Origin of the sequence: Cryobacterium glaciale (assembly GCF_004402535.1) — a bacterium.
GTDB classification, from domain to species: domain Bacteria; phylum Actinomycetota; class Actinomycetes; order Actinomycetales; family Microbacteriaceae; genus Cryobacterium; species Cryobacterium glaciale.
The window spans coordinates 116627-139861 of record NZ_SOEY01000002.1 but is presented as its reverse complement, the minus strand read 5'-3'; the positions used below and the strand labels follow the sequence as shown (position 1 = coordinate 139861).

The following is a 23235-nucleotide window of genomic DNA, read 5'->3' as shown; positions in this document are numbered from 1 at the left end:
GCGCGCACGATGGCGGTGACAATGAGCACTGGTGCGATCGCTCCGACCGGGACTAACGTGAGGGCGTGCCCGCTGCTGTGGTCGATGCCCGGAGCGCTCACGCCGCCGGCGTGCAGCGCCTTGTGGAGAGCTATCTGGCCGTCCCCGCGACGGCCCCGATTCGACTGGCCAAGCGCACCTCGAATCTGTTCCGAACCCGAACTAAGGCCCGCGCCCCAGGCCTCGACACGTCTGGGTTGACGGCCGTCATCTCCGTCGATGTGGAGGCACGAACGGCCGACGTCGCCGGAATGTGCACCTACGAAGACCTCGTCGCCGCGACGCTGCGCCACGGGTTGGCACCGCTGGTCGTGCCGCAGTTGAAGTCCATCACCCTCGGCGGCGCGGTCACCGGCCTCGGCATCGAGTCGACGTCGTTCCGTAACGGTCTGCCCCACGAGTCGGTGCTGGAAATGGACATCCTCACCGGCGCCGGAGAGGTGCTCACCGCGTCGCGTACCGAGAATTCCGAGCTGTACCGCGCCTTCCCCAACTCCTACGGAACGCTCGGCTACGCGGTGCGTCTGCGTATCGAACTCGAATCCGTCCAGCCTGTCGTCGCGCTCACGCACCTGCGGTTCCACTCACTCGTCGACCTGGTCGCAGCGATGGATCGCATCATGGTGACCGGCAGCCTCGACGGTGTTGCCGTCGACTATCTCGACGGCGTCGTGTTCGGCGCCGACGAAAGCTACCTCTGCGTTGGCAGGAAGACCAGCGCGCCCGGCCCGGTCAGTGACTACACCGGCCAACAGATCTACTACCGCTCCATCCGGCACGAGCACGGCGCGACAGTGGATCGCCTCACCACCCACGACTACCTGTGGCGCTGGGACACCGACTGGTTCTGGTGCTCCGAAGCGTTCGGCGCGCAGCATCCGCTCATTCGCAGGATCTGGCCCCGGCGCTACCGGCGCAGCAGCACCTACGGAAAGCTGATGCGGATCGAACAGCGGTTTCACCTCGGCGATCGCATTGAAAAACTCCACGGCAGGCCGCCCCGCGAGCGAGTCGTACAGGACGTGGAGGTACCGGTCGGCCGGTGCGCGGAGTTTCTCGAATGGTTCCTGAATAACGTACCGATCGAGCCGATCTGGTTGTGCCCGCTGCAGCTGAAGGGGGACGACCGCTGGCCGCTCTACCCGATCCGGCCCCAGCAGGGCTACGTCAACGTCGGGTTCTGGTCGACGGTCCCGGTCGGGCGCGCCGAAGGGGAGACCAACCGTCTGATCGAACGCACGGTCGGCGAGCTGGACGGACACAAGTCGCTGTACTCCGACTCGTACTATTCCCGGCGAGAGTTTGAGGATCGATACGGCGGGGAAGCCTACCGGGCCGCGAAGAAGCGGTACGACCCCGGTTCCCGACTCCTCGACCTCTACTCCAAGGCGGTGCAACGACGATGACCACATTCAAGGATCGTGCGACGAAGGCGACCAAGCTCACCCTCGCGCAGGTGCTGGAGATTCTGGCCGGCGGTCGCCTCCCGGTGCGATTCACCGCCTACGACGGGAGCACGGCCGGACCGCCGGATGCAACGCTCGGGCTGGACCTTCTGACCCCGCGCGGCACGAACTACCTCGCCACGAGCCGCGGCGACCTCGGACTGGCCCGCGCCTACATTGCCGGTGACCTCGACCTGCACGGCGTGCACCCCGGTGATCCCTACGAACTGCTCAAGGCGCTCGCCGACAGCCTCGAGTTCACGCGGCCACCGGCGCGGATGATGGTGGAGATCATCCGTTCTATCGGCGTGCGGCAGCTTCGCCCGATCGCGCCGCCGCCGGAGGAAGCGGGGCCGCGCTGGCGCAGCGTCGCTGGAGGGCTCCGACACAGCAAGACCCGAGATGCCAAAGCGATCCATCACCATTACGACGTCTCGAACCGGTTCTACGAGTGGGTGCTCGGGCCGTCGATGACGTACACCTGCGCCTGCTACCCACGCGGCGACGCCTCCCTCGACGAGGCCCAGGAGAACAAGTACCGCCTCGTGTTCGAGAAGCTGCAGCTGTTGCCCGGCGACCGGTTACTCGACGTCGGGTGCGGTTGGGGCGGCATGGTGCGCTAAGCCGCCCGCCGCGGCGTGCTGGCCACCGGAGTGACGCTGTCGAACGAGCAGGCCGGGTGGGCACAGCGGGCCATCAGTGAGGAGGGCCTGAGCGACCTGGCGGAGGTTCGTTTCGGCGACTACCGCGACATCACGGAAACCGGCTTTGACGCGGTGTCGTCCATTGGACTGCTCGAGCACATCGGTGTGCGCAACTATGCGTCGTACTTTCGGTTCCTGCAGTCCAGACTTCGCCTCGGAGGCTTATTACTCAACCACTGCATCACCCGGCCGGAGAATCGAACCGAACCGGCGACCCGCGGGTTCATAGATCGCTATGTCTTCCCCGATGGGGAGCTCACCGGTTCGGGCCGGATCATCAGCGAAGCGCAGGATGCGGGCTGGGAAGTGCTGCACGAGGAGAACCTGCGTCACCACTATGCCCTGACGCTGCGCGACTGGGGCGCCAACCTCGTCGAGCATTGGGACGAGGCGGTCGCTGAGGTCGGGCTCCCCACCGCGAAAGTGTGGGGGCTGTACATGGCGGGCTCGAGGCTCGGGTTCGAGAGCAACGGGATCCAGCTGCACCAGGTGTTGCTAAGCAAGCCCGACGAGCGTGGCGGTGGCGGCGGGCATCCGCTCCGGCCATGGTGGACGCCCTAGGCTCGGTTCGTGGTGGGCGGGCACTGCGTCGCCCGGGGCGGGCCTGTACGATGGAGACTCGTTGACTAGTCCGCGAATGGGGGGTCAGGGCGGCCCGTTGGCTTTCTTCGCTGCCATCGATCTGTCTGAGGAGCGCGCCACCATGGAACCGACACCTCCGTTTTTGCAGAACGCCTACGTCGCCCGGTATGCGCCGGGCCTCGCCGCCAAATACCGGCGAGCCAACACCGTCTTTGGGTCGGTCTCCGTGGCCATTCTGCTCGCCGTGCTCGTCGGCAGCGTGCTTACCTCTCGCGGCTGGTTCGCCTACCTGGCCTTCCCCCTCGCCTTCGGCATCGGCGCAGTGGCCTGCCTGGTCACCGCGCGCCAGGCCGAGAACAAGTGGAATGCCGATAATCGCCTCGCGCTGGCCGTCTCCGATGCCGGCCTCGGCCTGCCGCGACTGGGAACTATTGCCTGGGCCGAGGTTCGGTACGTCAGAATTTATGACCACTCGCTGACTCCGCGGGGGATTTCTCCGTTCACCACAACGGTGACGCACCTGCTCGGCACCGACTCGACCATGTTCGTCGACGTCTTCGTCACCGATTCCGAAGCGGTACTCGCGCGCGCCGGCAACCCGCCAAAGGTGTTGCGCGCCCTCGACGCGGACAAGAAGGTGACCGGATTCAAGGGCGTCTGGGGTCAGGGCATGTTCGACCCCGTTTTTCAGGACGCGGTTCGGGCCCTCGTGACCGCCGCCGAAGGTCGCGGTGTTGCCGTGACGTACGACGTGACGAACACGTCGGCCTGGTATATGCCGAGAACAAACCAACCGAAGGCGAACTGATGACCGACGTACTGCGGGACCGTTGCACCCGCCTGGCCGAACCCGTCGTCGCTCTCATGCAGAGTGTGATCGAGAGTCAGGGAAACGCGAAGGTGCTGCCGATGGTCGTTTCCCTCATCGGCCCGGTGCGTGCGGTCGCCGCCGAGGGATCAACCAGCATCGACAACGCTGACTACGTGAAATGGGCCCAGGGTGCCCCGCGCACGCTCGACGCGATGGAGCAGGCCGCACGCTCGGGCGACTCCACGGGGGTGTGGCGTGCCTTCACCGACCAGGAATCCGGCCTCAATCGCCTCGGGGTTGCCTGCGCCGGCATGGCGGGTTGGTAACGCTGGCTAACAGGCCTGCGCGATCGGGGTCGGCGTCGAAACCTCGACGGCCGTTCCCCACGCCGAAAAGCGCACGTCAGCAACCGAGAGGGCGTCGCCCACGGTGAGACGGCTGGGCAGTGGATGCCCGTCGGCCGCGATCACGAGACTGCCTGCCGAACCCTCGCCCGAGTCGATGACGACGTCGACGCTCGCCGGTTCCCCCGGAGCAACCGGGCCGCTGGACAGGTCGGCGCCGCCCGCCAGTGACTCGAGGAGGAGTGCCGGGTCGAGCAGGGTGCGCCACTCATCAAACACCGGGTCATTCGGAGCGCGGCAGGTGTAGCCGCCGGTGGTGAGGCCGAGCGCGGCGGAGGTGGCGGCATCCGCTTGCAGAAACGCCTGGCCGTCGAGCACGACGATGTCCACCACCATGCTGCCGCTCGTGATGTGAGACGTGAAGTCATCGGGAACGCCGGCGTAGGTTGCGGCGAGGTCGCCGCCGGCGGCAGCGGTTTCGGGGTCGACGAGTTGGGTGAATGTGGTCTGCATGGCCACCCCCGTGGTCTGCTGCACGGCGCGCACACTCACCCGCAGCGCATCGGCGCCGCTGAGGTATTCAATTCCGTTGCGATCGCTGTCGGCCACGTCGATCGCGGCAGCGTTCAGGTGGGTGGGGGTGGGGATCGGCTCGGCCGGCCCACCGCCCGCACACCCGGTGAGCAGCAGCGCCCCGACCGTCGCGGGTACGCTGCGAGTGAATCGCATGATCACTTCGGCGAATCCGCCACGCACGCGCTCGCGGCACCCTGGGCATCGAGCGCGGATTGATCGAGCGCGACGGTCTCGTCGACGCCGCGTTCGGCGGGCCGCACGACGACGCAGGATCCGTCGTCGATGAGCAGTGCCGCGCGGGGAATCCAGGCTTCCCGGCCGGTCACGAGCTGCGACACGTCGAGCACGTCGCCGCCGGGGCCGCCCACGACGAAGAGTGCGTATGGCACATTCGGGCCGTCCCAGGTGACCTGCACGTTTCCGGACGTCGTCGTCACCGCAACGGATGTCGCGGCTGCGTCGCTGTTCTGCGCACCGATCACGAGCCAGACGATGAGGCCGATGATGGCCAGCAGCGTCAAACCCACCGAGACGAGAAATGCCGGGTGCATCAGGACGGAGCGTTTTCTGCTGGGTGCCTCGTCGAGCTCGGGCAACACGTCGCTGCCCGACTCCAGGGAACGCTTGGGTGCACCGGGCTGGGTGGCCTGCAGGGTGGAACGGCCCGTTTCGAATCCGAGCGCGGTGGCCGGCAGGTCGGCCGGGGCGGTAGCGGTCGGCGCGGCCGGCGACGCCGGCTGAAACGGGGCCGGCGCTGTCTGCGCTGGCGGCGCCGGTTCGACCAGGAACGGCGCGGTAGCACCGGGCGCGGCGGTGAGCTGAGTGGCGGGTTCAGCGGCAGCGATAAGTGCGCGGCGGCCCGATGGGCCGCGGCTCGGGGTGCTGGTAGTCACGTGGTGCGGCCTCACGAACAAAGAGCGGAACAGGCGGCATCGCGTGGACCGCGAGTGCACCCCCCTCTGGGTGACTATCATAGTCACAATGCCCCGTGGCCTCCGTGCCACCCCGACACAGGAGCTCCATGTTGCAACTGCCTCTGACCCGGGCAGTCCTAACGCCCGGCAGAGGCAGACGTCGCGCACCGGTTTTTCTGGTCATTCTGCTCGGTCTCGGTCTCGTGGCCGGGAGCGGTCGCGCGACAGCTCAGGCAGCGGATGACCCCGCCGGTGAGGCGGCCCCCTCCACGAGTGCGACCATTGCCATCCCGTACCTCGGCGCGAGTGACCTGACCCCCGCCGCCGGCTGGACCATCGCCGACTGCGGCATCGTCAACGGTCAGGCCCCGAACCTGCCCGGGGTGAGCCTGGCGTGCGACAGTGCCGGGATCGGCGTGACGGCATCCGTTTTCGACGCGGAGTGGGGCATGCGCACGCTCACCGTCGGTCTGCAGAATGGCGCCGTGCGGGTCGAGGTCGACTACCGCGTCGTGCTCGAGCCGCCGCCGGCGCCCAGCCTCACCGACCTCGACTACGGTTACCCGGTGGCGCAGGGGGCGGTGCTGTTGCTGCCGCTCGGCGCTCTCGGCGTGACCTGCACCCTGTGCACCACCGCCAGCGGGGCCGAGGTGGAGGTGCTCGGCCTCAGCCCGCAGAACGCCGGCCTCGCGGCCGTGTCGGGCACCCACCTCGTGCTGCGCACCGCACCCGACTTCACCGGAACGGCCACCGTGCAGGTCGGGCTCGTCGACGACGCCGGGCAGAGTTCGGAGCCGGTCGAGGTCACGGTGCACATCGCTCCAGGGTCGGGCACGACTGCCGCCCTCGGTGCGCTGCACGTAGTGATGGACAGGGGCCCCGACGCCACGACGGTGATCGACCTGGCCGCTATCAGCTGGAATGACACCGGCAGCGACCTGCTGGTCGCCTGCGGCGAAGCGACGTTCGGCACGGTGCAGTGCACCGATGACCTGGCGGCCGTCTACACGCCCAGCCCCGGGGCATCCGTCGACCAGTTCAGCTTTCAGGTGGTGAGCGTGGATGGGCAGCAGGCTTCCGGCAGCGTCACCCTCGTGGCCGACGGCGTGACCGAGCCTCCGCTTGGGATCAGCCCCGTTGCGACCGCGGCGACGGAGCCTCTGCTCGTGACTCCCCGGGTTCCCGTCCCGGGCGCGGCTGAGACGGGCGCCAACGCCGGCCTCAGCTACCTCAGCGCTCTGCTCGCGACGATCGGCACCCGCTCATGACCCCGACCATCACTACGAGCATCGAGGACCACCGATGAGCCTGCGCCTGACCGTCACCAACCCCGCCTCGCCCGCTGACAACCAGTCGTGGCTGCTCAAGATCGACGAGTCGACGACCATTTCCGAGGTCGCCGACACGCTCGAACTCGACCCCGGAGCGATCCTGCCCGGGGCCATCGGCTCCGAACGCATCGTCGACACCGACATCGTCAGCGGTGCGGTCGTACCCGCAACCGATGCCCGCGAGCTGCCGGCCGGTCAGACCCGGCTGGAATTCGTGGGCGGCCCCTTCGCCGGCGAACAAGTGGCCCTCACCATCGGCCGGCCGCTCACGCTCGGCCGCGCCCACGGCGCCGACATTTGCATCGCCGACCCTTTTCTCGAGGCGCGCCACCTCACCGTGCTGCTGCGCGGCGGCACCGACGCCACGACCGGCCGGCCGATTCCGCTCACCGCAACGTTCACCCCAGCGGATGCCGCAGCCACGCTCACCGTGAACGGTGAGCCCGTCGTGGGCGCCGCCGAAATCGTGCCGGCCGACCTCGTGCAGGTCGGCAGCAGCCTCGTGCGCATCGGCGTGGCCCCGCCCGCCGACGCCGACGTGTCGAGCGCTGATCCCGGCAGCCGCGCGTTCAACCGGCCGTCCCGCATCCACTCGCCGGCGGTGACGCCGATCGTGGCCCTGCCGGGCGACAAACCGCAGGAAATCGACTCGTCGCCGTTGCCGTGGCTGTCCGCAGTCATTCCTATCATTCTTGGCGTGACCATGGCCATCCTCTTTCAACGCCCGGCCATGTTGCTCATGGCGGCGGCCTCACCGATCATGGTCATCGGATCCTTCATGACCAACAAGCGCATGGCGAGCCGCAAGGGCCAGCGCACCGAGGCCGACTGGATCGACGAGATCAACGGTGCCCGCACCCGCATCACCGAACTCGTGCGGGAACAGCGCCTCGACCAGTGGTACCGCCTGGCGGACCCGGTCGTCATTCGCGACATCGCCACCCGCCCGCTCTCCCGCTTGTGGGAACGCCGCCGCAGCGACGCCGACGCACTCTCGATGCGTGTCGGCACGGCGGATGTGCCGCTCCAGGTGGCCTTCGAGGGTGGTTCGGCCAAGGACCGCACGCAGCCGCGCCGCGCCGGGGTCTCGCCCTCGCCGGTGGCCATCGACCTTGCTGACGGCCCGGCCGGGGTAGCCGGCCCGGCCGACGTGGCCCGCGGGCTCGTGCGCTCGATGCTGTGCTCGCTCACGACCCTGCGGTCGCCGCGCGACCTGCAGCTCATGGTCTTGTGCGACAAAGAACAGGGCGAGGAGTGGGCCTGGACCCAGTGGCTGCCCCACACGCAACTCGGCGACAACGTCGTGGCCCTCATCGGCAATACCGACCTGACCCGGCGCGAACGCCTACGCGAGGCCGGCGCCCTGCTCGAAGCGAGGATGCGCGTGGCCGGCACCCGCAAGATCGCCTACGACCAGCACCTCGTCATCGTGATCGACGGAGCCCGGCGCTACCGCATGCTGCCCGGCATGGTCGCGATCCTCGAACGCGGCGCCGCCCACGGCATCCACGTGATCGCGATCGACGTCGACCGCAGCCGACTGCCAGAGGAGTGCGCCACCGTCGTGACCGCGGACGCCGGCGACCCGACGCTGGGACGCATCGAATCGGCATCCGCTTATCATTCGACCGTGCTGCTGGACTCGGTGACCTCCACCTACGCCGAGACCATCGCCCGGGCGCTGTGTCCGATCGAACACGTCAGCGGGGTCGGCGACGACGCCACGCTGCCCTCGGCGGTGCGCTTCACCGAACTGCTCGGCATCGAGCTCGATGATGTACGGCCCATCGTCGAGCAGTGGGCGATTGCCCCGCGGCAGTCGTACGTGGTCGTCGGTGCGGGCGCCGACGGCGAGTTCGCCATCGACATCGCCAGTGACGGACCACACGCGCTCGTGGCCGGCACGACCGGCTCGGGCAAGTCGGAGTTTCTGCAGACCCTCGTGGTATCGCTGGCCCTGGCCAACCGGCCCGACGCGCTCAACTTCGTGCTGATCGACTACAAGGGCGGTGCGGCCTTCGCCGACTGCGCTCGCCTGCCGCACACGGTCGGTACCGTGACGAACCTCGATGCGCGCGAAACGGAACGTGCCCTGGCCTCGCTCGACGCCGAATTGAAGCGGCGTGAGCACGTCTTGCGCGATGAGATCGGCGCCAAGGACGTAGACGCGGCGTGGGCGAAGGACCCGGATGCTGCGGCTCGGCTCGGCCTCGCCCGCCTCATGATCGTGGTCGACGAGTTCGCCGAACTCAAGACCGAACTGCCCGACTTCATCACCGGGCTCGTGCGCATTGCCCGGGTCGGCCGCTCGCTCGGCGTCAACCTGGTGCTGGCCACGCAACGTCCGTCGGGCGTCGTCACCCCCGAGATGCAGTCCAATCTCAACCTGCGCATCGCGCTGCGCGTGACCGACCGTGCCGATTCCGGCGACGTCATCGGCACCCCGGATGCCGCCCTGATCAGCTCCGCCAACCCCGGCCGCGGGTTCGTGCGCGTCGGCCTCGACTCGGCGCCGCTGCCGTTTCAGACCGCCCGGGTCGCCAACCTGCGCGTCGGGCACCAGCGGGTGGCGCGGGTGCTGCCGCCGCGCGCAGCCCTCGAGTGGGGCACCGTGGGGTTGCCGCCGCGCTACCCATCAGCCGCGAACGCTCCCGCCCGAAGGCCCGACCAGGACGACACCGACCTGCGCGCCCTCGTGGGGCTGATCGGTGCCGCCGCCCAGCAGGCGGGCATCGAGCGCAGTCCGTCGCCGTGGCTGATGCCGCTGCCCGACGTGCTCACCCTCGACCGGTTCGACGCCGAGGCGGTGCCAGCGGGCGCCCTGCTGATCGGCCTCGAAGACGTGCCGGCCGCGCAGAAGCAACGCCCGCTCAGCTGGAGCGTGCACGACGGCTCGCACCTCTTGTTCTTCGGCGGTGCGCTCTCCGGCCGAACCACCGTACTTCGCACCATGCTGTCACAAGCGGTGCAACGATTCACGCCGGCCGAGCTGCACCTCTATATCGCTGACTACGGCACCGGTGCGCTGCTCGCGCTCGCCGACGCCCCGCACGTGGGCGCGGTCGTCACCCCGCTCGACCAGGGACGGATGCCGCGGCTCGTCTCCAAACTCGTCGCAGAGCTGAGCCGGCGTCAAGCCGTGCTGTCGCAGGCCGGCGTCGGCAGCATTGGCGAGCAGCGTCGCAGCGCCGATCCGCGTGAGGCGCTCCCGTATGCCCTGTTCGTGATCGACGGCTGGGAACGCCTCTCCTCGTCACTCTCGGCCGATGAAATGGTCGCGATCCGCGACCAGGTCATGCGGTTGCTGCGTGAGGGAGCGGCGGCGGGTATCCGGGTGATCGTCACCGCCGATCGCAGCATTCCGGGCGACAAAATCTCGGCGTTCATCGACACGCAGTACGCCCTGCGCATGCGCGATGTCAATGATTACCGGGCTGCCGGCATCATGATTCGGGAGCTCGCACCCAACATGCCGGCCGGCCGAGTGATGTTCGGCGCCGCCGGAACCGAAGCGCAGATCGCGGTACTCAGCTCAGACACGAGTGGCGAGACCCAGAATGCCGTCGTGCGCGGTGTCGTCGACCATGTCAGCGCGCACTTCGCTACCTTTCCTCAGCTGGCCGAGCTGCCGCAGCCGCTGCGAGTGGACCCGCTGCCGACGACGTTCGCCCTGTCGGAAACGTTTGGGCTGCCGGTGCTGGTCGAGGGGATGCCGGAACATCCCGTTGTCGGCATCGGTGGCGACACGCTCTCGCGGGTGACCCTGGACTGGCCCGGCTCCGGCGGGTTCGTCGTGGTCGGCGACCCGCGCACCGGCAAGTCGAGCACACTCGCCCTCGTCGCACACCAGCTCGCCTGGTCGTCGGCGCCCGTCGTGATCGTCGCCCAGAATGCGTCGCCGCTGACCGAGGTGGCCGCGGCGCACGGTCTCGCCGTGCTGAGCGCGTCGTCGTCGGCCGAGGACATCGCCGCGGCGCTGGTGGCCCGCGAGGTACCGCTCACGGTCATCGTCGACGATGCCGAACACTGGCGGGACTCGCCCGTAGAACGCGCACTCGTGGCGGCGAAGGGCCACTCGGTCTTCTGCGTGGCCATCGGCGCCAATGCCGCGTCGTCGGTCTTCGGCGGGCCCTACGCCGAAGCCAAGAAGGCGCATCAGGGCCTGCTGCTCTCGCCCGGAACGACCATTCTGGGCACCCAGGTATTCGGGGGCCAGGTGCCTCGTCACCTCGTGGGCCGATTCCCGGCCGGTGGCGGTGCCCTGTACAGCCACGGCTCCTACCTGCCCGTGCAGGTGCCCGATCTGCGTCGCTGAGGGCATGACGTACCATGGAGGGGCGTCGACCTGGCGTTGTAGATGAGGTGATCGCATGAGTGCGCAGTGCCGCTTCTGTGATGCACCCGTCAAGCCCAACAGCATGTTCTGCTCGGCCTGTGGGCAGCTCGTTTCGCAGCCCGTGCCCTCCTCAGCCCGGTCTGCGGTGCCGCCGCCATTCGGCGGCAATACCGCGTCGTCGCGCCCGCCCGTCGTTGGCTCGCCGCGCCCCATGGCCGCGCCGGCGCCCGTTCCGCTGCCGCCGATCAATACCGCTGCACCGGGAATGGCAGCTGGGGTTCCCAGCCCGCCGGCCACGCCGGGGCAGCCGGCCGACCCGCCCGCGGCATCCGCTGTGGCAGGCCCGATCGCCGTCGCGCGCGCGGTGCGCTTCCAATCGGGCCAGATCGTCGAACTGACCGGGGGCATCATCTTCGGCCGTAAGCCGAGCGGCAAAGCCGTTCCTGCCGGGTTCGTGGGCGTCGTTGTGCCCGACGACTCCCGCCAGGTGTCCCGCGCGCATATCGCCGTCGATAGTCGAACGAGCCCGCCGACCGTCACCGACCTGGGATCGGCCAACGGATCGGAAATTGAACGGGCCGGGCACCGCCAGGTTTTGCAGGCGGAAGCCCCGGTGTATCTCCAACCCGGTGACCGGCTGTGGCTGGGATCAGCCGCCATCGACGTGCTGTAGCGGCCAGGAACAACCGGGTTGGTGCAAAGGTGACAAAAAACAAAACGAATATGCGAATTCGCCTGCCTATGTGCCCCTGTCGTTTGCGGTTGGTGTCGTCGTAGGTTAGACATGGGAGATACGGTCTACCGCCTCAGTGGGGGGCGCGGGGGTATCAACGCGGGGGTCAAGATCATGGCAGAAATCACAGTCACGTCGGAATCGCTTTCTGGTGTTGCCAATCAGTTGGCGTCTGGTGCGCAATCGATTGAGTCGCAGTTGTCGAACTTGAAGTCGCTCGTGGGCGGTTTGGTCTCGGGTGAGTGGGGTGGCGCTGCATCGCAGAGCTTCAACGAGCTGTTCGAGCAGTGGGACGCTGCCGGCCTGCAGCTCAAGGAATCGCTCAATGGAATCTCCGACCAGCTCTCGAAGGCGGCTCTCGCCTACGAAGAGTCGGAGAGCAACATCGCCAACACGTTCCGCGCGTAACGATTCACGCTTGATCGGGGGCCGCAGGGGCGGCGTTCGAAGCACGCATCCGTTCCACCGTTGGGTGGTGCGGACGAACCGTTGATGGAGGGGCGATGTCACAGTTCAGAGTGAGTACTCCGGCGCTGGGATATTCTGCGGCGTCGATTTCGGCTGCGTTGGCTGATTTTGACGCACGGGTGTCTCAGGTGAGCGCTGTGGTCAACGGTGTAGTGGGCAATTCGTGGGACGGTGAGGCGGCCGCGGCGTTTGGTGGCGGCTGGCAGTCGTGGTTGCAATCGGCGGCGACGACGCGGGCGGCGTTGGCGGATATTGCGCTGCGGTTGAACCTGGCCGAGGGCGGCTACGAGACGTTGGAGGCGCAGCTGACCAGTCAGACGCGCACGTCGACGATTGCGGTGGGCGATATTCGTACCGGAGGCCAGTCGTGAGTGTGCAGCGTCACGATGCCGCGCAGATTCGCGCTGTGGAGCAGGCGTTGGCTGATCTGGCCGACTACTGCGCGGTGTTGCAGGGCCATGCCGAGGGGGCGTCGGGTCAGGCCGCTGCTGCCTGGAGTGGGGCGGCGTCGGTCGAGTTTTTGCAGAAGGTGTCGGTGTGGTCGGCCGGGGCTGCCGTGATGCATGCGGGTGCGGTTGATTTGCAGGCGTGGGCGAGGGAAGCGGCTACGAATTATGAGGCGGCTCAGTCGTCGGCGTCGACGATGTGGGTGGGGTAGCGATGAGTGTTCGGGTTGATCCGTATGACTATGTGACGGCGGCGGACCTGCTCGACAGTTGTTCGACCTCGGCGGTGCGCGTTGCGTCGAGCGCCGTTGGGTCGTTGCGACCCTTCGCCAACATGGCCGGCGATGACCCGGGGGGCGAGGGCTGGGCGCGGGGCTACGACGCCAGCACCGCGACGGTGATCGAAGCCGTGAGAGCTGCGGCAAGCCGGCTGCGCGGCCTCGACCGCGGGGTCATGCAGACCGGCCAGATGCACCAACAAGCGGAACAGTTCTCGGCGGGCAACGCAGCAGTACCCGCGGGCTTCAGCGTGCGGTCTGGCATGCTCGATGCCGGCTTAGGGCTGCCCCCGTCGGCGTTCGGCGGCGACCCGTCGGCCACTCCGGACGCGGCGGTGTGGGAATGGATCAAGGACTTTGTCGGCAATCTCTGGCCGAATGCTGACGTGGGCAAGCTCACCAGTGCCAGTGGTGCGTGGACGACGATCGCCGATGACCTGACTGCCCTGGCGACGGAGATTGAGCGTGCGGACCAGCCGTTGGCATCCGCTCAGTCGGTGGAAGTTGCGGGCATTACGACGATGGTGTCGGGGCTGGCCACCGACGTGCGGGCGTTGGCAACGGAGGCTCGATCGCTGTCGGAGTCGTGCACCGAGTATGCCGGGGATGTGGAGAGTGCCCACGCTGAGGTGTGGAAGCTGCTGCAGCAATTGGCGGTGGAGATCGCGCTGACCGCCGGGATCAGTGCGGCACTGGCGTTGTTCACCGCGGGCATTTCAGCGGGGGTGGGTGCGGCGGCGTTGGCGGTTCGCGTGGCGGTGGTGGGCGGCCGCGTGGTCGCGATCATCAGTCGGGTGTCGGCGACGGCCGGCCGCATCACGGTGCGGTTCTTCGCGGTGCAGAGCCGGGTGGCCAACATCACAGTGCGGATCGTGGGAACTCGCCTTGGGCGCGACATTGTGTCGAGCACGGTGGCCGCAACGGTCACCGAGGCAGGATTCAACGGTTTTGGTAGGAACGTGTTCGCCGCTGGTGTCGGGGCGGTGGTTGGCGGTGGTTTCGTCGGTGGTGTGGGCAGTATCGCCAGACGGTTGGGTCGTAACGCCGACGGCCTCATCATTCAGACGGTGTCGAATGCTGCCGGTGGTGGTGTCGAGGGTGGGGTGTCGTCGCTGATCGCGGAGGGTTCGTTCAACGCCCAGACCATCGTGCTCGGCACTGTCGCCGGCGGGGCTGTCGGTGGTGGTGCTGCGGCGTTCACTCGGCGGGGCCGTGGCGGCGCCGTGCCCGCTGGCACCCCGACTCAGGGCGGAACGACGACCTCTCCGGGCGCAGTGAACGCCCCGGCTGTTCCGGGTGCGGCTCCCGTTGGCGCTGCCGCGGGTGCGCAGGCCAGCGTGCGCACGGTCGACGGACCGCAGGTTGCCGGGTCGACGGCGAGCTCATCGGTTGCCGGTGGTGCTGCTCCTCGAGCGGATGTCGACGCTCCCCGCGTGCAGGGAACCGAGGCGATGCCTCCGGTTGCGGCTGCCGGCTCTGTGGTTCGACCGGACGTTGACGCGCCCCGCGCGAGCGACCAGGCTGCTGCCGATGTTCCACCTGCTGCAACCGCCGCGGCTCGCTCTGATGCGCCCTCGGCTCCGCCGCGTGCAGACTCTCCGCAGCCGGTTTCCTACTCGGCTGCTGGCACTGCACCGGTTCGAGACGGTGCTGACACCGACCCGGTACGGTCGGCCGCGTCTCCGTCCGACCCGGAATCAACGCCAGCCGCTCGTGAATTCGATTCTGTGCCGGTAAAGTCTGATTCCGCGGATGACACGACGATAACGTCAGCGCCAGCGTCATTGGATGCGGCGCCGGATGGTGTGACTCCGTCGGTTGTTGAGACGTCGGATGCCGTTCCGAGCACCCCGGTGGGTTTGTCGGCGTCGGCGGCGCCCTCCGCGGGCACGCCCAGTAGCAATGTGGATGCGCTGAGCGAGCATGTGGACACGCTGCCGGGAGATCTCGATGCGAGTTCGCAATCGTTCTCCGATCACGTTGATGCCGACGTCGACAAGTTGGAGGCGGATGCGGCTGCGGCTGCGAGTGATGACCGCACAGAGAGGCCAGTCAACGTCTCCGACCTCGACGGCACCGATAGCGGCGAAGTTCCAAACGTTCAACAACTGAACACACCCGTTGTGGGCCAGGTCGTGCCCGATGCCCAGCGTGTAGCTTTCGCAGAACACAACTATATGGTTGCCTTCTTTGATGAAGGAGCCGCGAAGAAGTACTACGATGCTCCGACCGGTTCGCTTGGTGCTCCGGGCCGCCCCTTCTTTGTTATGCCGGTCGAAGACTCGGGTATCATCCGAAATGCTCACGATGCGGCTCGATACACCGGCATGTCTCCCGGGACAGAAAAGGCCTACCTGAACCGCGAGCGCGTTCATGGCTTGGTCTTCCCCGTAGATGCCATTCCCTATCGTGTGCCAGTCACCGCTGATGCGCGTGGATGGGACCACTTCCTCGAGGGGGGGCACACTGCGGTACGCACCGAGGGTGCGATGGCCGGTTTTCTCGTGAATCCTGTACGTGAGTTCGTTCTTGACGGCGGGACAACGGTGCCGGCGGGAGCACTTCGCTTTGTCCTGGGAGACAAAGGCGAGTGGACTGTAGAGAAGGTATTTTTGTGAAGAAATGGGAGGATCAGGGTTGTGACGTGTGCCGTCGTCAATGGGCGACGGCTGAACGGCCACTGTTCGTGGTTGAGAATATCCCGATGCACGTCGAACTTTACCGGTGCAGGGTGTGCAGGAATTGGTGGATTATGGATGAGCGGCTCGCCTTCGAGGCAACCGATCAGGAAGTCATAACGTATTTTGGAGAGGACATTCTCAATGACAAATGAATCTCGGCCGACGACGGTTCTTGAACGCGCCATCGTCAAGGCGCGGCAGGGAGCGCTACCCGTGCAGGCATTGTTATGGGCTCTGGCGGCCTCCGAGGTTCTTCTGCTATCGCGAGCGCCCTTCACAGACGTGGGGGAATTCGAGCCGCTCGTAGTCGAACGTGACGGTGACCGTTTCTTGGCAGTCTTTACCCATCCTGAACTCATGCAGGAATTTGAACGACCGGAACGGTCAGTGGTCGTCATGGCCGGGCTGGAGTTCTTCAGACGGATTCCTGCGGACGCTGGCATCACCGTGAACCCGGGGAGCACTCTTGGTTTTGAGCTCCCGGCCCTTGGCGCAGTGGATTTTGCGCGGGAGTTAACGAGTTCCTAGCCCGCGGATGCCGCGGACCTGCCATCACTCGACTGGTCTTGATAGGGCTGTTACCCCATGGATGATGTGTCTCGCGCTGGCCGTCTCATTGCCCCGTTTTCTGCCTTCCCGGTCGAGGAGGAGATCGTGCTCCTCCCAGGCATTGTGCTGTTGCCGGTGTTGTCCTACCGAAGCGACAGCGGCGTGAAGCTTTCGCGGAGACAGGGTGCAGCGGGAGGACAGAATGGCTGATTGACCCCAGTATTGGAGGGAGCTCCGGGCCCTGACGGGGACATGCGGCTGGGTACGCTCGAGGAAGAGGGATGCCGATCGCATCCGTTCGACTCTTGTTAGACCTCCCAAGGTCTACTGCCGGATTGGATTGCTTCGTATGCGTCAGACCTCCATTTTTTCAGCGGATGCTCCCAGCCGCCGTCGGGATCGCTCCGCTTCGGTTAGCAGCGGCGCCCGGCACGGTGCGTCGGTGCCGCTGTGGAAGCGCGTGCGCGCTCCCGCTTTCGTCGCCGTGGTTGCCGTCATCGGATCGCTGATCGTGACTGTGCCGGTCGCCCCGGCCGCCGCGGTGACCGAGTCGGTCACGCAGACCTTCGGGTACTCGACGTCGGTACAGACGTTCACGGTGCCGGACGGCGTGACCGAGCTGGACGTGAAGCTAACCGGTGGCCAGGGCGGTCGGGGTGGCACCGACAGCGCGGGAGCCGGCGCTGAGGGCGGCTATCGAGGCATGGTGACCGGATTGATCTCGGTGACTCCGGGCCAGGTTCTGCAGATTGGCGTTGGTCAGGGCGGCACGATGGGTGCGGGCGGTAATACGAGCGCGGTCACACCAGCGGGCACCAACCCGATCACCGGATACGCCGGGGGCGTGGGCGGGATTGCCGGATTTCAAGGTTCGTCGGGCAACGGGGGCGGCGCGGGCGCGGCCACGGTTGTCACGTATGGCGCCGTCACCCTGGTGGCCGGTGGTGCTGGTGGTGGTGGTGGCAGCGGCCAGTTTGCGCCCACTCTGGGTCGTCAGGCGGAGGCCGCCCCGACGGCGCGCACCGATACGACGAGCACCAACGGCCAGCCGGGGTTGAACACGGAGAGCATCTGTACCGCCGGCATCCGCTGTGATGGTGGCGCGTCGGGTGGCGGTGGCGGTGGAGTCTCCGGTGGAATGCGCGGCAACGTGGAATTCGGTGCGGGGTCCTCGACGGAGTACTTCGGCTACGGCGGGTTCCCGGGCACGAGCAGCACGGCGTCGCTCAGTGGTGTGACGGCGACCTATGAGTTCTTCAGCGGGAACAGTGCCAATGGCGCGCTCACGATCACCTACTCAACGGGTATACCTGGGGTTCCCACCGCTGTGGCCGGTGTGGCCGGGAAAGCTGCGGTCGACCTGGCGTGGGCGGCGGGGTCTGCCGGAGGCGCGGTGGTGGCGGATTATGTGGTGGAGTATGCCCGGGTGAGTGCGCCGTCGACGTGGTCGACCTTTGCGGATGGTGTGTCGACGGCGTTGTCGACGACCGTCTCGGGGTTGACGAATGGTGTTGCGTATATTTTTCGGGTTTCGGCGGTGAATGAGTATGGTGCGGGGTCGGTGTCTGTGGTGTCGGCGGCGGTGACGCCGAGTGATGTTCCGGGCGCGCCGGTCCTGACGGGGATGGTCTCGGGGGACTCTGCCCTGTCGGTGGCGTTCACGGCGGCTGCGTCGGACAGCCCGGTTACAGCGTATGAGGTGAGCGTGGACAGCGGCGTCTGGGCGCCGGTGAGCGGTGTGGTGTCGCCGGTTCTTGTGGCCGGCCTGTCGAATGACACGGGGTACTCGGTGCGATTGCGTGCGGTAAATGCGATTGGGGCGGGCGCGGCGTCGAATGCTGTGTCGGGGACTCCGTCAACGGTGCCGGGGGCGCCGACGATTTCCGCGGTGCAGGCCACGAGTGGCACCGCGGTGTCGGTGTCGTTCACTGCGGGGTTCAGTTCTGGGCCGGTGACGGATTATGAATATCGGGTGGATTCGGGCTCGTGGGTGTCGGCGGGGATGACGGCGAGTCCGTTGCTGGTGTCGGGGCTGAGTGCGGGCACGTTGTATTCGATCTCGGTGCGGGCGGTCAACGGCGTGGGCGGGGGCGCGGTGTCGTTGCCGGCGTCCGTGACCACCCTGTCGGCGCCAGCCGCACCGACGATTTCGGCGGTCGTGCGCGGTGACCGCAGCGCGACGGTGTCGTACGTGGCGGGGGCGGAGGGTGGTTCTGCGATCACGGGGGTGGAGTACCAGACCGGTTCGGGCGGGACCTGGACGAACGCTGGCACGATTTCGAGCCCGCTGCTGCTGTCGGGGCTGACGAACGGTACCGAGTATGCGGTGACTGTGCGGCTGGTCAATGCGATCGGAACGAGCGCCGGTTCGGCAGCGATGATGGTGACACCGGCGACGATTGCGGCTGCGCCGACGATCGTGGGCAATACGGTCGCAGGGTCGGATCAGCGGCTGAGTGCGTCGTTCACGGCGCCGTCTGACGACGGAGGCGCTTTGATCACCGGGTATGAGTATTCAACGGATGCTGGTGCGACCTGGCGTGCACGTAGCGACGGTGGCAGCACGGGAAGTCCGCTACAGATTTCGACGTTGTCCTCGGATGCTTCAGCGGCGTTGACGAATGGGCAGACGTATGGTGTGGAGTTGCGGGCGGTGACCGCGGTCGGCGTGGGCGCAGCATCCGCTCTGGCGGAGGGTATGGCGCGGACGGTGCCGTCGGCGCCGAGCCTGGTGTCGGTAACGGGAAGCAATGCGGCCGTGCAGGTGGCCTTTCTCATGGCGTCGAATGGTGGATCGGCGATCTCTCGGTTTGAATACCAGTTGGACGGTGGGGCGTGGGCGAACACGGGTTCGCTGTCATCGTCGTTCACCATCGGTTCGCTGAGTAACGGCACGAACTACTCCGTTGCGGTGCGGGGAATCAATGCCATGGGTGACGGCGCAGCTTCGGCGGCGTTGACCGCGGTTCCGGCGACGGTGGCCTCGGCGCCGACGCTGGGCACGATCACGCGGTCGGACCGCACCTTGTCGATTGGTTTCACCGCCGGCAATGCGGGCGGTAGCGCCCTGACCGGGTTTGAGTATTCGACGGATGGTGGCCTCTCCTGGCGTGCGCGCACGTCGGGTTCCACGGGCAGCCCGCTGGTGATCACGGTCCTTTCCAGCGACGGTGCGACCCGGTTGGTGAACGGCGTGGCTTATCCGGTGCAGTTGCGTGCGGTGAATGGTGTGGGCGCGGGGTCGGGCTCGGTGGTGCGGTCGGTGCCGCCGATGACGCCGCCCGGCGTGGCCGTGGTCACCGCGTCGGCGGGCAATGGGTCGGCGACGTTCGGTTTCACGGTAGCGGATGACGGCGGATCGCCGGTGACGATGGTGCAGTACCGGCTTGATGGCGGCGCATGGATCGACCCGGCGACGTTGGCGAGTCCGTTTCTGGTGAACGGTTTGACCAATGGTCAGGCGTATTCGGTGCAGCTGCGCACGAGTAACAACGCCGGCTTTGGCTCGGCATCAACTGCCGTGGTCGTGACCCCGCGCACCGCTCCAGATGCTCCGACCGGGATGACGGCGGTTGTCGGTGCCGGATCCGCGACGGTGTCGTGGGTGGCGCCGCAGTTTGATGGCGGTTCGGCTGTGACCGGGTATGCGGTGTCGGTGTGGGCGGGGTCGGAAAGTACGACGCCGGTCTCGACCGTGGTGACGACGGATCTGACCGCGACGCTGACCGGGTTGACGAATGGTACGACGGTGTTCGTGTCGGTTGCCGCGGTGAACGGTGCGGGTGCGGGGGCGGCGTCGGCGCCGCGGGTGAGTGTGACGCCGTTGGCGAAACCGTTTGCACCGACCATTTCGACCATCACCGCTCAGAACACATTTCTGCGGGTTGCATTCACGGCCGGGTCGGCCGGAACCCGGGCGATCACGGGGTACGACTATCAGCTTGATGGTGGCGCGTGGGTGCCGGTGACAGCCACGACCTCCCCGATCGTAATCTCGGGGCTGGTAAACGGCACGACCTACGCGGTCGCGCTGCGCGCGAAAAGCGCTGCGGGAATCGGCGCGGCATCGGCCGCGGTGAACGGCACACCCGCTTCGGTGCCGACGACGCCGGACTCCGCGACGATCGTCGCGGTGCCGACCACGAACGGTGCGGTCATCTCGTGGCCGGCGACGCCCGCGAACGGGTCTCCGGTGACGAGTTATTCGGTGATCGCGTGGTCGGCTGCGAGTCAGGGTGTCCAGGGCAGTAAGTGCTCGACGACGGGCGCGTTGACGTGCACGTTGACCGGTTTCTCCGGCACGCAGTACATCACGGTGGAAGCGGCGAACGCGGTAGGGACGAGTACTCGGTCCAGCCCACGCGTGGCGGTAACACCGGGTGCCCCCGGTGTGCTCACTTCGGTCTCGGGAACGGCGGGCAACACGAACGCCGTACTGACCTGGGCTGCGGGAACGGCGGGCAGTAGCGCGATCTCGGACTACAAAATCCGTTACGCCGTCGCCGGCAGCAATGCGTGGAACGATTTCAGCGACGGGGTGTCCACGGGCACCACGACGACGGTAACCGGGCTGACCAACGGCACGGCGTATGATTTTGGGATCAGTGCGGTGAACGGGTCGGGCACCGGCCCGTGGAGTCCGCTGCTGTTGACGCCGATCGCACCGGGAACGGTGCCGACCCTTGGTGCTCCGGTGGCCACGGCCGACGGCTTTACCGTGACGCTGACGAACTATGACGCCGCGGTCACGTATGCGTTGTCGGCCACGAACGGTGCTTCGTTCACGCGCAGTGGGGCGAACATCACGGTTAGCGCACTGGCGGCGGGAGCCTCAGCGGCCCTCACCGTCAACGCGACCCGGACTGGATTTACGCCGACGTCGGCCGCCACGAGTGGAACGGCGCTGCTCGCGGGGCTGACCCCGACCTTCGGTACGCCGGTGCGCACGGCGGACGGCTTCACGGTGGACATCACCAACTGGGACCCGAACTACACGTTTGTATCTGTCGTGGCTTCGCAGGGGATGACGAGTCGCACCGATTCCACAATCACCGTCATTGGCCTCACTGCGGGCACAAGCCAAGCCCTCACGGTCACGACGACCCGCGGCGGGTACGCGAGTGGCACCGGATCGGTGACCGGTCAGGCGCTGTCGGCGGGTGTTGTTCCAATGCTCAGCGGTGCTGTTGCCGCGGCTGACGGTTTCACGTTGAGCATCACCAACCTCAGTGGCCTCTACACCTATGGGGCTAGCTCAACGGCCGGTCTGGTGTCGCTGAGCGGCGGCACACTTTCGGTGACCGGGCTGGCTGACGGCGCCACCGCTGTGGTGACCGTCGTCGCGACTCGCACGGGATTCACCTCGACCAGTGCCACGGCGTCCGGCGCAGCACTGCTCGCCGGCACGCCTCCGACGGTCTCGTCGATACGCTCGGTGAGGTCGGGATTCTCCTTCGATATCGCCAACTTCAATGAATCCGTGGACTACACGGTGGATTCTTCGGTCGGTAGTGCTTCGCGCACCGGATCAACGGTGACGATAACGGGTCTGGCGGACGGACAGTCGGCGAGCGTCATCGTGGAGGCTATCCGAACCGGATACACCACGACGCAGTTCGTCGCAATCGGTAGTGCCTTGCTGGCTGGGGTCGCCCCGGTGCTCTCCGACGCGGTGTCGACGGCGGGCGGGTTCACGGTAACAATCACGAATTTCAGCGCGGACTATGCCTATTCGGTGACGAGTGCGAGCGGATCGGTTGAGCGGGTTGATGGTGTGATCACTGTGACTGGTCTGGACGTGGGGGGCCAGGCCCTGGTGATGGTGCAGGCTGATCGTTTCGGTTACACGTCAACGGTTGCGGGTCTGGTGGGAAGCGCGCTGCGGACGGGGACTGCGGCGGAGTTCTCGGCGGTGACGCGCACGGCGGATGGGTTCACGGTGACGATCGCGAATTATGACGCTCGTCGTGGTTACACGCTGGCGGCATCTGCGGGCACGGCCGTGCAGTCCGGTGCCAGGATCACGGTGACGGGCCTTGCGGCGGGTGGTACCAGCGATGTGACCGTGACGGTCCTGCGCGCCGGTGATCTGCGCGCTCACAGCACGGTCTCCGGCACGGCCTCCCTGGCCGTAGTTGTTCCGACGCCTGTGGTGGTGCCGGGCAGCTCGGTTCGGGTGCCGACGACGAACGCCACCACCCGCGCAGCCGTAGCCGCCGCAGCCGCAGCCGCAGCAGCAGCGGCGGAGCAGCTGGCGGCGGATGCTGCGGCTGCCTCTGCCGCGGAGCTGGCGGAGACTAGCGAGACTCGCGTGCCTCCGTCGGTCGGGTCCGGTGTGGGTGCTGTGACGATGGACGGTGTCGCGATTGAGTATGACGTGACTCAGGACGGGTCCACGCGCATCTTCGCCGGTGTCAATGACACGACGGTGTCGGTCACTCCGGCGGGATCGACGCTGCCGGAGGACGCGACGGTCGACCTGACGGTGCCGGTACTCGGTGAGGTGACGGTCGGTGTGACCGGGTTCCGGGAAGGCAGTGTGGTGGAGGCGTGGGTGTTCTCGACGCCGACGTTCCTGGGTGAGGGTGTCGTCGCGGCCGGCAACACCATGTCGGGTGATTTCACCCTGCCGGAGCAGATTCGGGCCGGGCAGCACACCCTGGTGGTGACCGGTTTGAGCGCGACTGGTGAGGAGGCGAGCTATTCCATCAAACTCACCGTCACCGACGACAGCGTCGTCGAAGCTGCGCCCCCGGCTGACACCGCGGTGGATGCTCCGGCCGGGCTGGACTCCACCTGGTGGATCATTCTGGCCGGGCTGATCGTGGCGCTGGTCGGCGGCCTGGTCTGGTTCCTCATCGCCCGCCGCCGCCGCGAGGACGACGAGCGCACCGCGTAGGCCGAACCGGCCAGAACAGATGCTGCGGTGCCGACCGGCGCCGCAGCATCCGTTTGCCGGCCGTCGGTTGGGAGTGAATGCCCGCCTGGGCGTTGTCGGA

Annotated in this window: 14 protein-coding genes and 1 pseudogene; 13 read left to right on the top strand and 2 right to left on the bottom strand. The window is 67.2% G+C overall.

Going from position 1 to position 23235, the window contains the following annotated elements; all coding sequences use genetic code 11:
* Positions 1-65 precede the first annotated feature (65 nt).
* The 4 genes and pseudogenes from E3O06_RS00875 to E3O06_RS00860 all read left to right on the top strand — a co-directional run bounded on the left by E3O06_RS00875 (position 66) and on the right by E3O06_RS00860 (position 3907).
* Entirely contained in the window at positions 66-1445 is a 1380-nt protein-coding gene (locus tag E3O06_RS00875) for an FAD-binding oxidoreductase (protein ID WP_134501150.1), read from the top strand.
* Positions 1442-2749 (top strand): annotated as a pseudogene (locus tag E3O06_RS00870) (class I SAM-dependent methyltransferase). Before E3O06_RS00875 ends, E3O06_RS00870 begins: the two are co-directional and overlap by 4 nt.
* 61 nt (positions 2750-2810) lie before the next feature.
* Entirely contained in the window at positions 2811-3578 is a 768-nt protein-coding gene (locus E3O06_RS00865; protein ID WP_134501149.1) for an apolipoprotein O family protein, read from the top strand.
* Positions 3578-3907, top strand: coding sequence for a hypothetical protein (locus tag E3O06_RS00860; protein ID WP_134501148.1), 330 nt, complete (start codon positions 3578-3580; stop codon positions 3905-3907). Before E3O06_RS00865 ends, E3O06_RS00860 begins: the two co-directional genes overlap by 1 nt.
* Positions 3908-3913: 6 nt before the next feature.
* Here E3O06_RS00860 and E3O06_RS00855 read toward each other — a convergent pair whose 3' ends face one another.
* Together E3O06_RS00855 and E3O06_RS00850 are read right to left on the bottom strand one after the other, a co-directional pair.
* Positions 3914-4654, bottom strand: coding sequence for a hypothetical protein (locus tag E3O06_RS00855; protein ID WP_134501147.1), 741 nt, complete (start codon positions 4652-4654; stop codon positions 3914-3916).
* Between the two features lie 2 nt (positions 4655-4656).
* Positions 4657-5394: a hypothetical protein gene (locus E3O06_RS00850; protein ID WP_134501146.1), complete on the bottom strand. Its 738-nt coding sequence runs from the start codon at positions 5392-5394 to the stop codon at positions 4657-4659.
* A gap of 128 nt (positions 5395-5522) precedes the next feature.
* Here E3O06_RS00850 and E3O06_RS00845 point away from each other — a divergent pair, with 128 nt between their 5' ends.
* From E3O06_RS00845 to E3O06_RS00805, 9 genes are all read left to right on the top strand, one after another.
* A complete protein-coding gene (locus E3O06_RS00845; protein ID WP_134501145.1) occupies positions 5523-6683 on the top strand; it encodes a hypothetical protein in 1161 nt (386 codons plus the stop codon).
* 34 nt (positions 6684-6717) lie between these two features.
* A complete protein-coding gene (locus E3O06_RS00840) occupies positions 6718-11061 on the top strand; it encodes an FtsK/SpoIIIE domain-containing protein (protein ID WP_134501144.1) in 4344 nt (1447 codons plus the stop codon).
* Positions 11062-11116: 55 nt separating this feature from the next.
* The gene (locus E3O06_RS00835; RefSeq protein ID WP_134501143.1) at positions 11117-11755 is read left to right on the top strand and encodes an FHA domain-containing protein; all 639 of its coding nucleotides are present in this window, start codon (positions 11117-11119) and stop codon (positions 11753-11755) included.
* Positions 11756-11866: 111 nt separating this feature from the next.
* The gene (locus E3O06_RS00830; RefSeq protein WP_134501142.1) at positions 11867-12223 is read left to right on the top strand and encodes a WXG100 family type VII secretion target; all 357 of its coding nucleotides are present in this window, start codon (positions 11867-11869) and stop codon (positions 12221-12223) included.
* Between the two features lie 95 nt (positions 12224-12318).
* The gene (locus E3O06_RS00825; protein WP_134501141.1) at positions 12319-12654 is read left to right on the top strand and encodes a WXG100 family type VII secretion target; all 336 of its coding nucleotides are present in this window, start codon (positions 12319-12321) and stop codon (positions 12652-12654) included.
* Positions 12651-12941: a hypothetical protein gene (locus tag E3O06_RS00820; protein ID WP_134501140.1), complete on the top strand. Its 291-nt coding sequence runs from the start codon at positions 12651-12653 to the stop codon at positions 12939-12941. Before E3O06_RS00825 ends, E3O06_RS00820 begins: the two co-directional genes overlap by 4 nt.
* A 2-nt stretch (positions 12942-12943) precedes the next feature.
* The gene (locus tag E3O06_RS00815) at positions 12944-15625 is read left to right on the top strand and encodes a WXG100-like domain-containing protein (protein ID WP_134501139.1); all 2682 of its coding nucleotides are present in this window, start codon (positions 12944-12946) and stop codon (positions 15623-15625) included.
* 204 nt (positions 15626-15829) lie between these two features.
* A complete protein-coding gene (locus E3O06_RS00810) occupies positions 15830-16216 on the top strand; it encodes an SseB family protein (RefSeq protein WP_134501138.1) in 387 nt (128 codons plus the stop codon).
* A 370-nt stretch (positions 16217-16586) separates the two neighbouring features.
* Positions 16587-23135 carry a fibronectin type III domain-containing protein gene (locus tag E3O06_RS00805; RefSeq protein WP_134501137.1) on the top strand — a complete coding sequence of 2183 codons (6549 nt, stop codon included), beginning with the start codon at positions 16587-16589 and terminating at the stop codon, positions 23133-23135.
* Positions 23136-23235: the final 100 nt, after the last annotated feature.

Bases quoted from the DNA above. Each gene is read 5' to 3' on its own strand.
- E3O06_RS00860 (WP_134501148.1), top strand. From the start codon at position 3,578: ATGACCGACGTACTGCGGGACCGTTGCACCCGCCTGGCCGAACCCGTC.
- E3O06_RS00855 (WP_134501147.1), bottom strand. From the start codon at position 4,654: ATGCGATTCACTCGCAGCGTACCCGCGACGGTCGGGGCGCTGCTGCTC.
- E3O06_RS00845 (WP_134501145.1), top strand. From the start codon at position 5,523: ATGTTGCAACTGCCTCTGACCCGGGCAGTCCTAACGCCCGGCAGAGGC.
- E3O06_RS00840 (WP_134501144.1), top strand. From the start codon at position 6,718: ATGAGCCTGCGCCTGACCGTCACCAACCCCGCCTCGCCCGCTGACAAC.
- E3O06_RS00835 (WP_134501143.1), top strand. From the start codon at position 11,117: ATGAGTGCGCAGTGCCGCTTCTGTGATGCACCCGTCAAGCCCAACAGC.
- E3O06_RS00830 (WP_134501142.1), top strand. From the start codon at position 11,867: ATGGGAGATACGGTCTACCGCCTCAGTGGGGGGCGCGGGGGTATCAAC.
- E3O06_RS00825 (WP_134501141.1), top strand. From the start codon at position 12,319: ATGTCACAGTTCAGAGTGAGTACTCCGGCGCTGGGATATTCTGCGGCG.
- E3O06_RS00815 (WP_134501139.1), top strand. From the start codon at position 12,944: ATGAGTGTTCGGGTTGATCCGTATGACTATGTGACGGCGGCGGACCTG.
- E3O06_RS00810 (WP_134501138.1), top strand. From the start codon at position 15,830: ATGACAAATGAATCTCGGCCGACGACGGTTCTTGAACGCGCCATCGTC.
- E3O06_RS00805 (WP_134501137.1), top strand. From the start codon at position 16,587: ATGCGTCAGACCTCCATTTTTTCAGCGGATGCTCCCAGCCGCCGTCGG.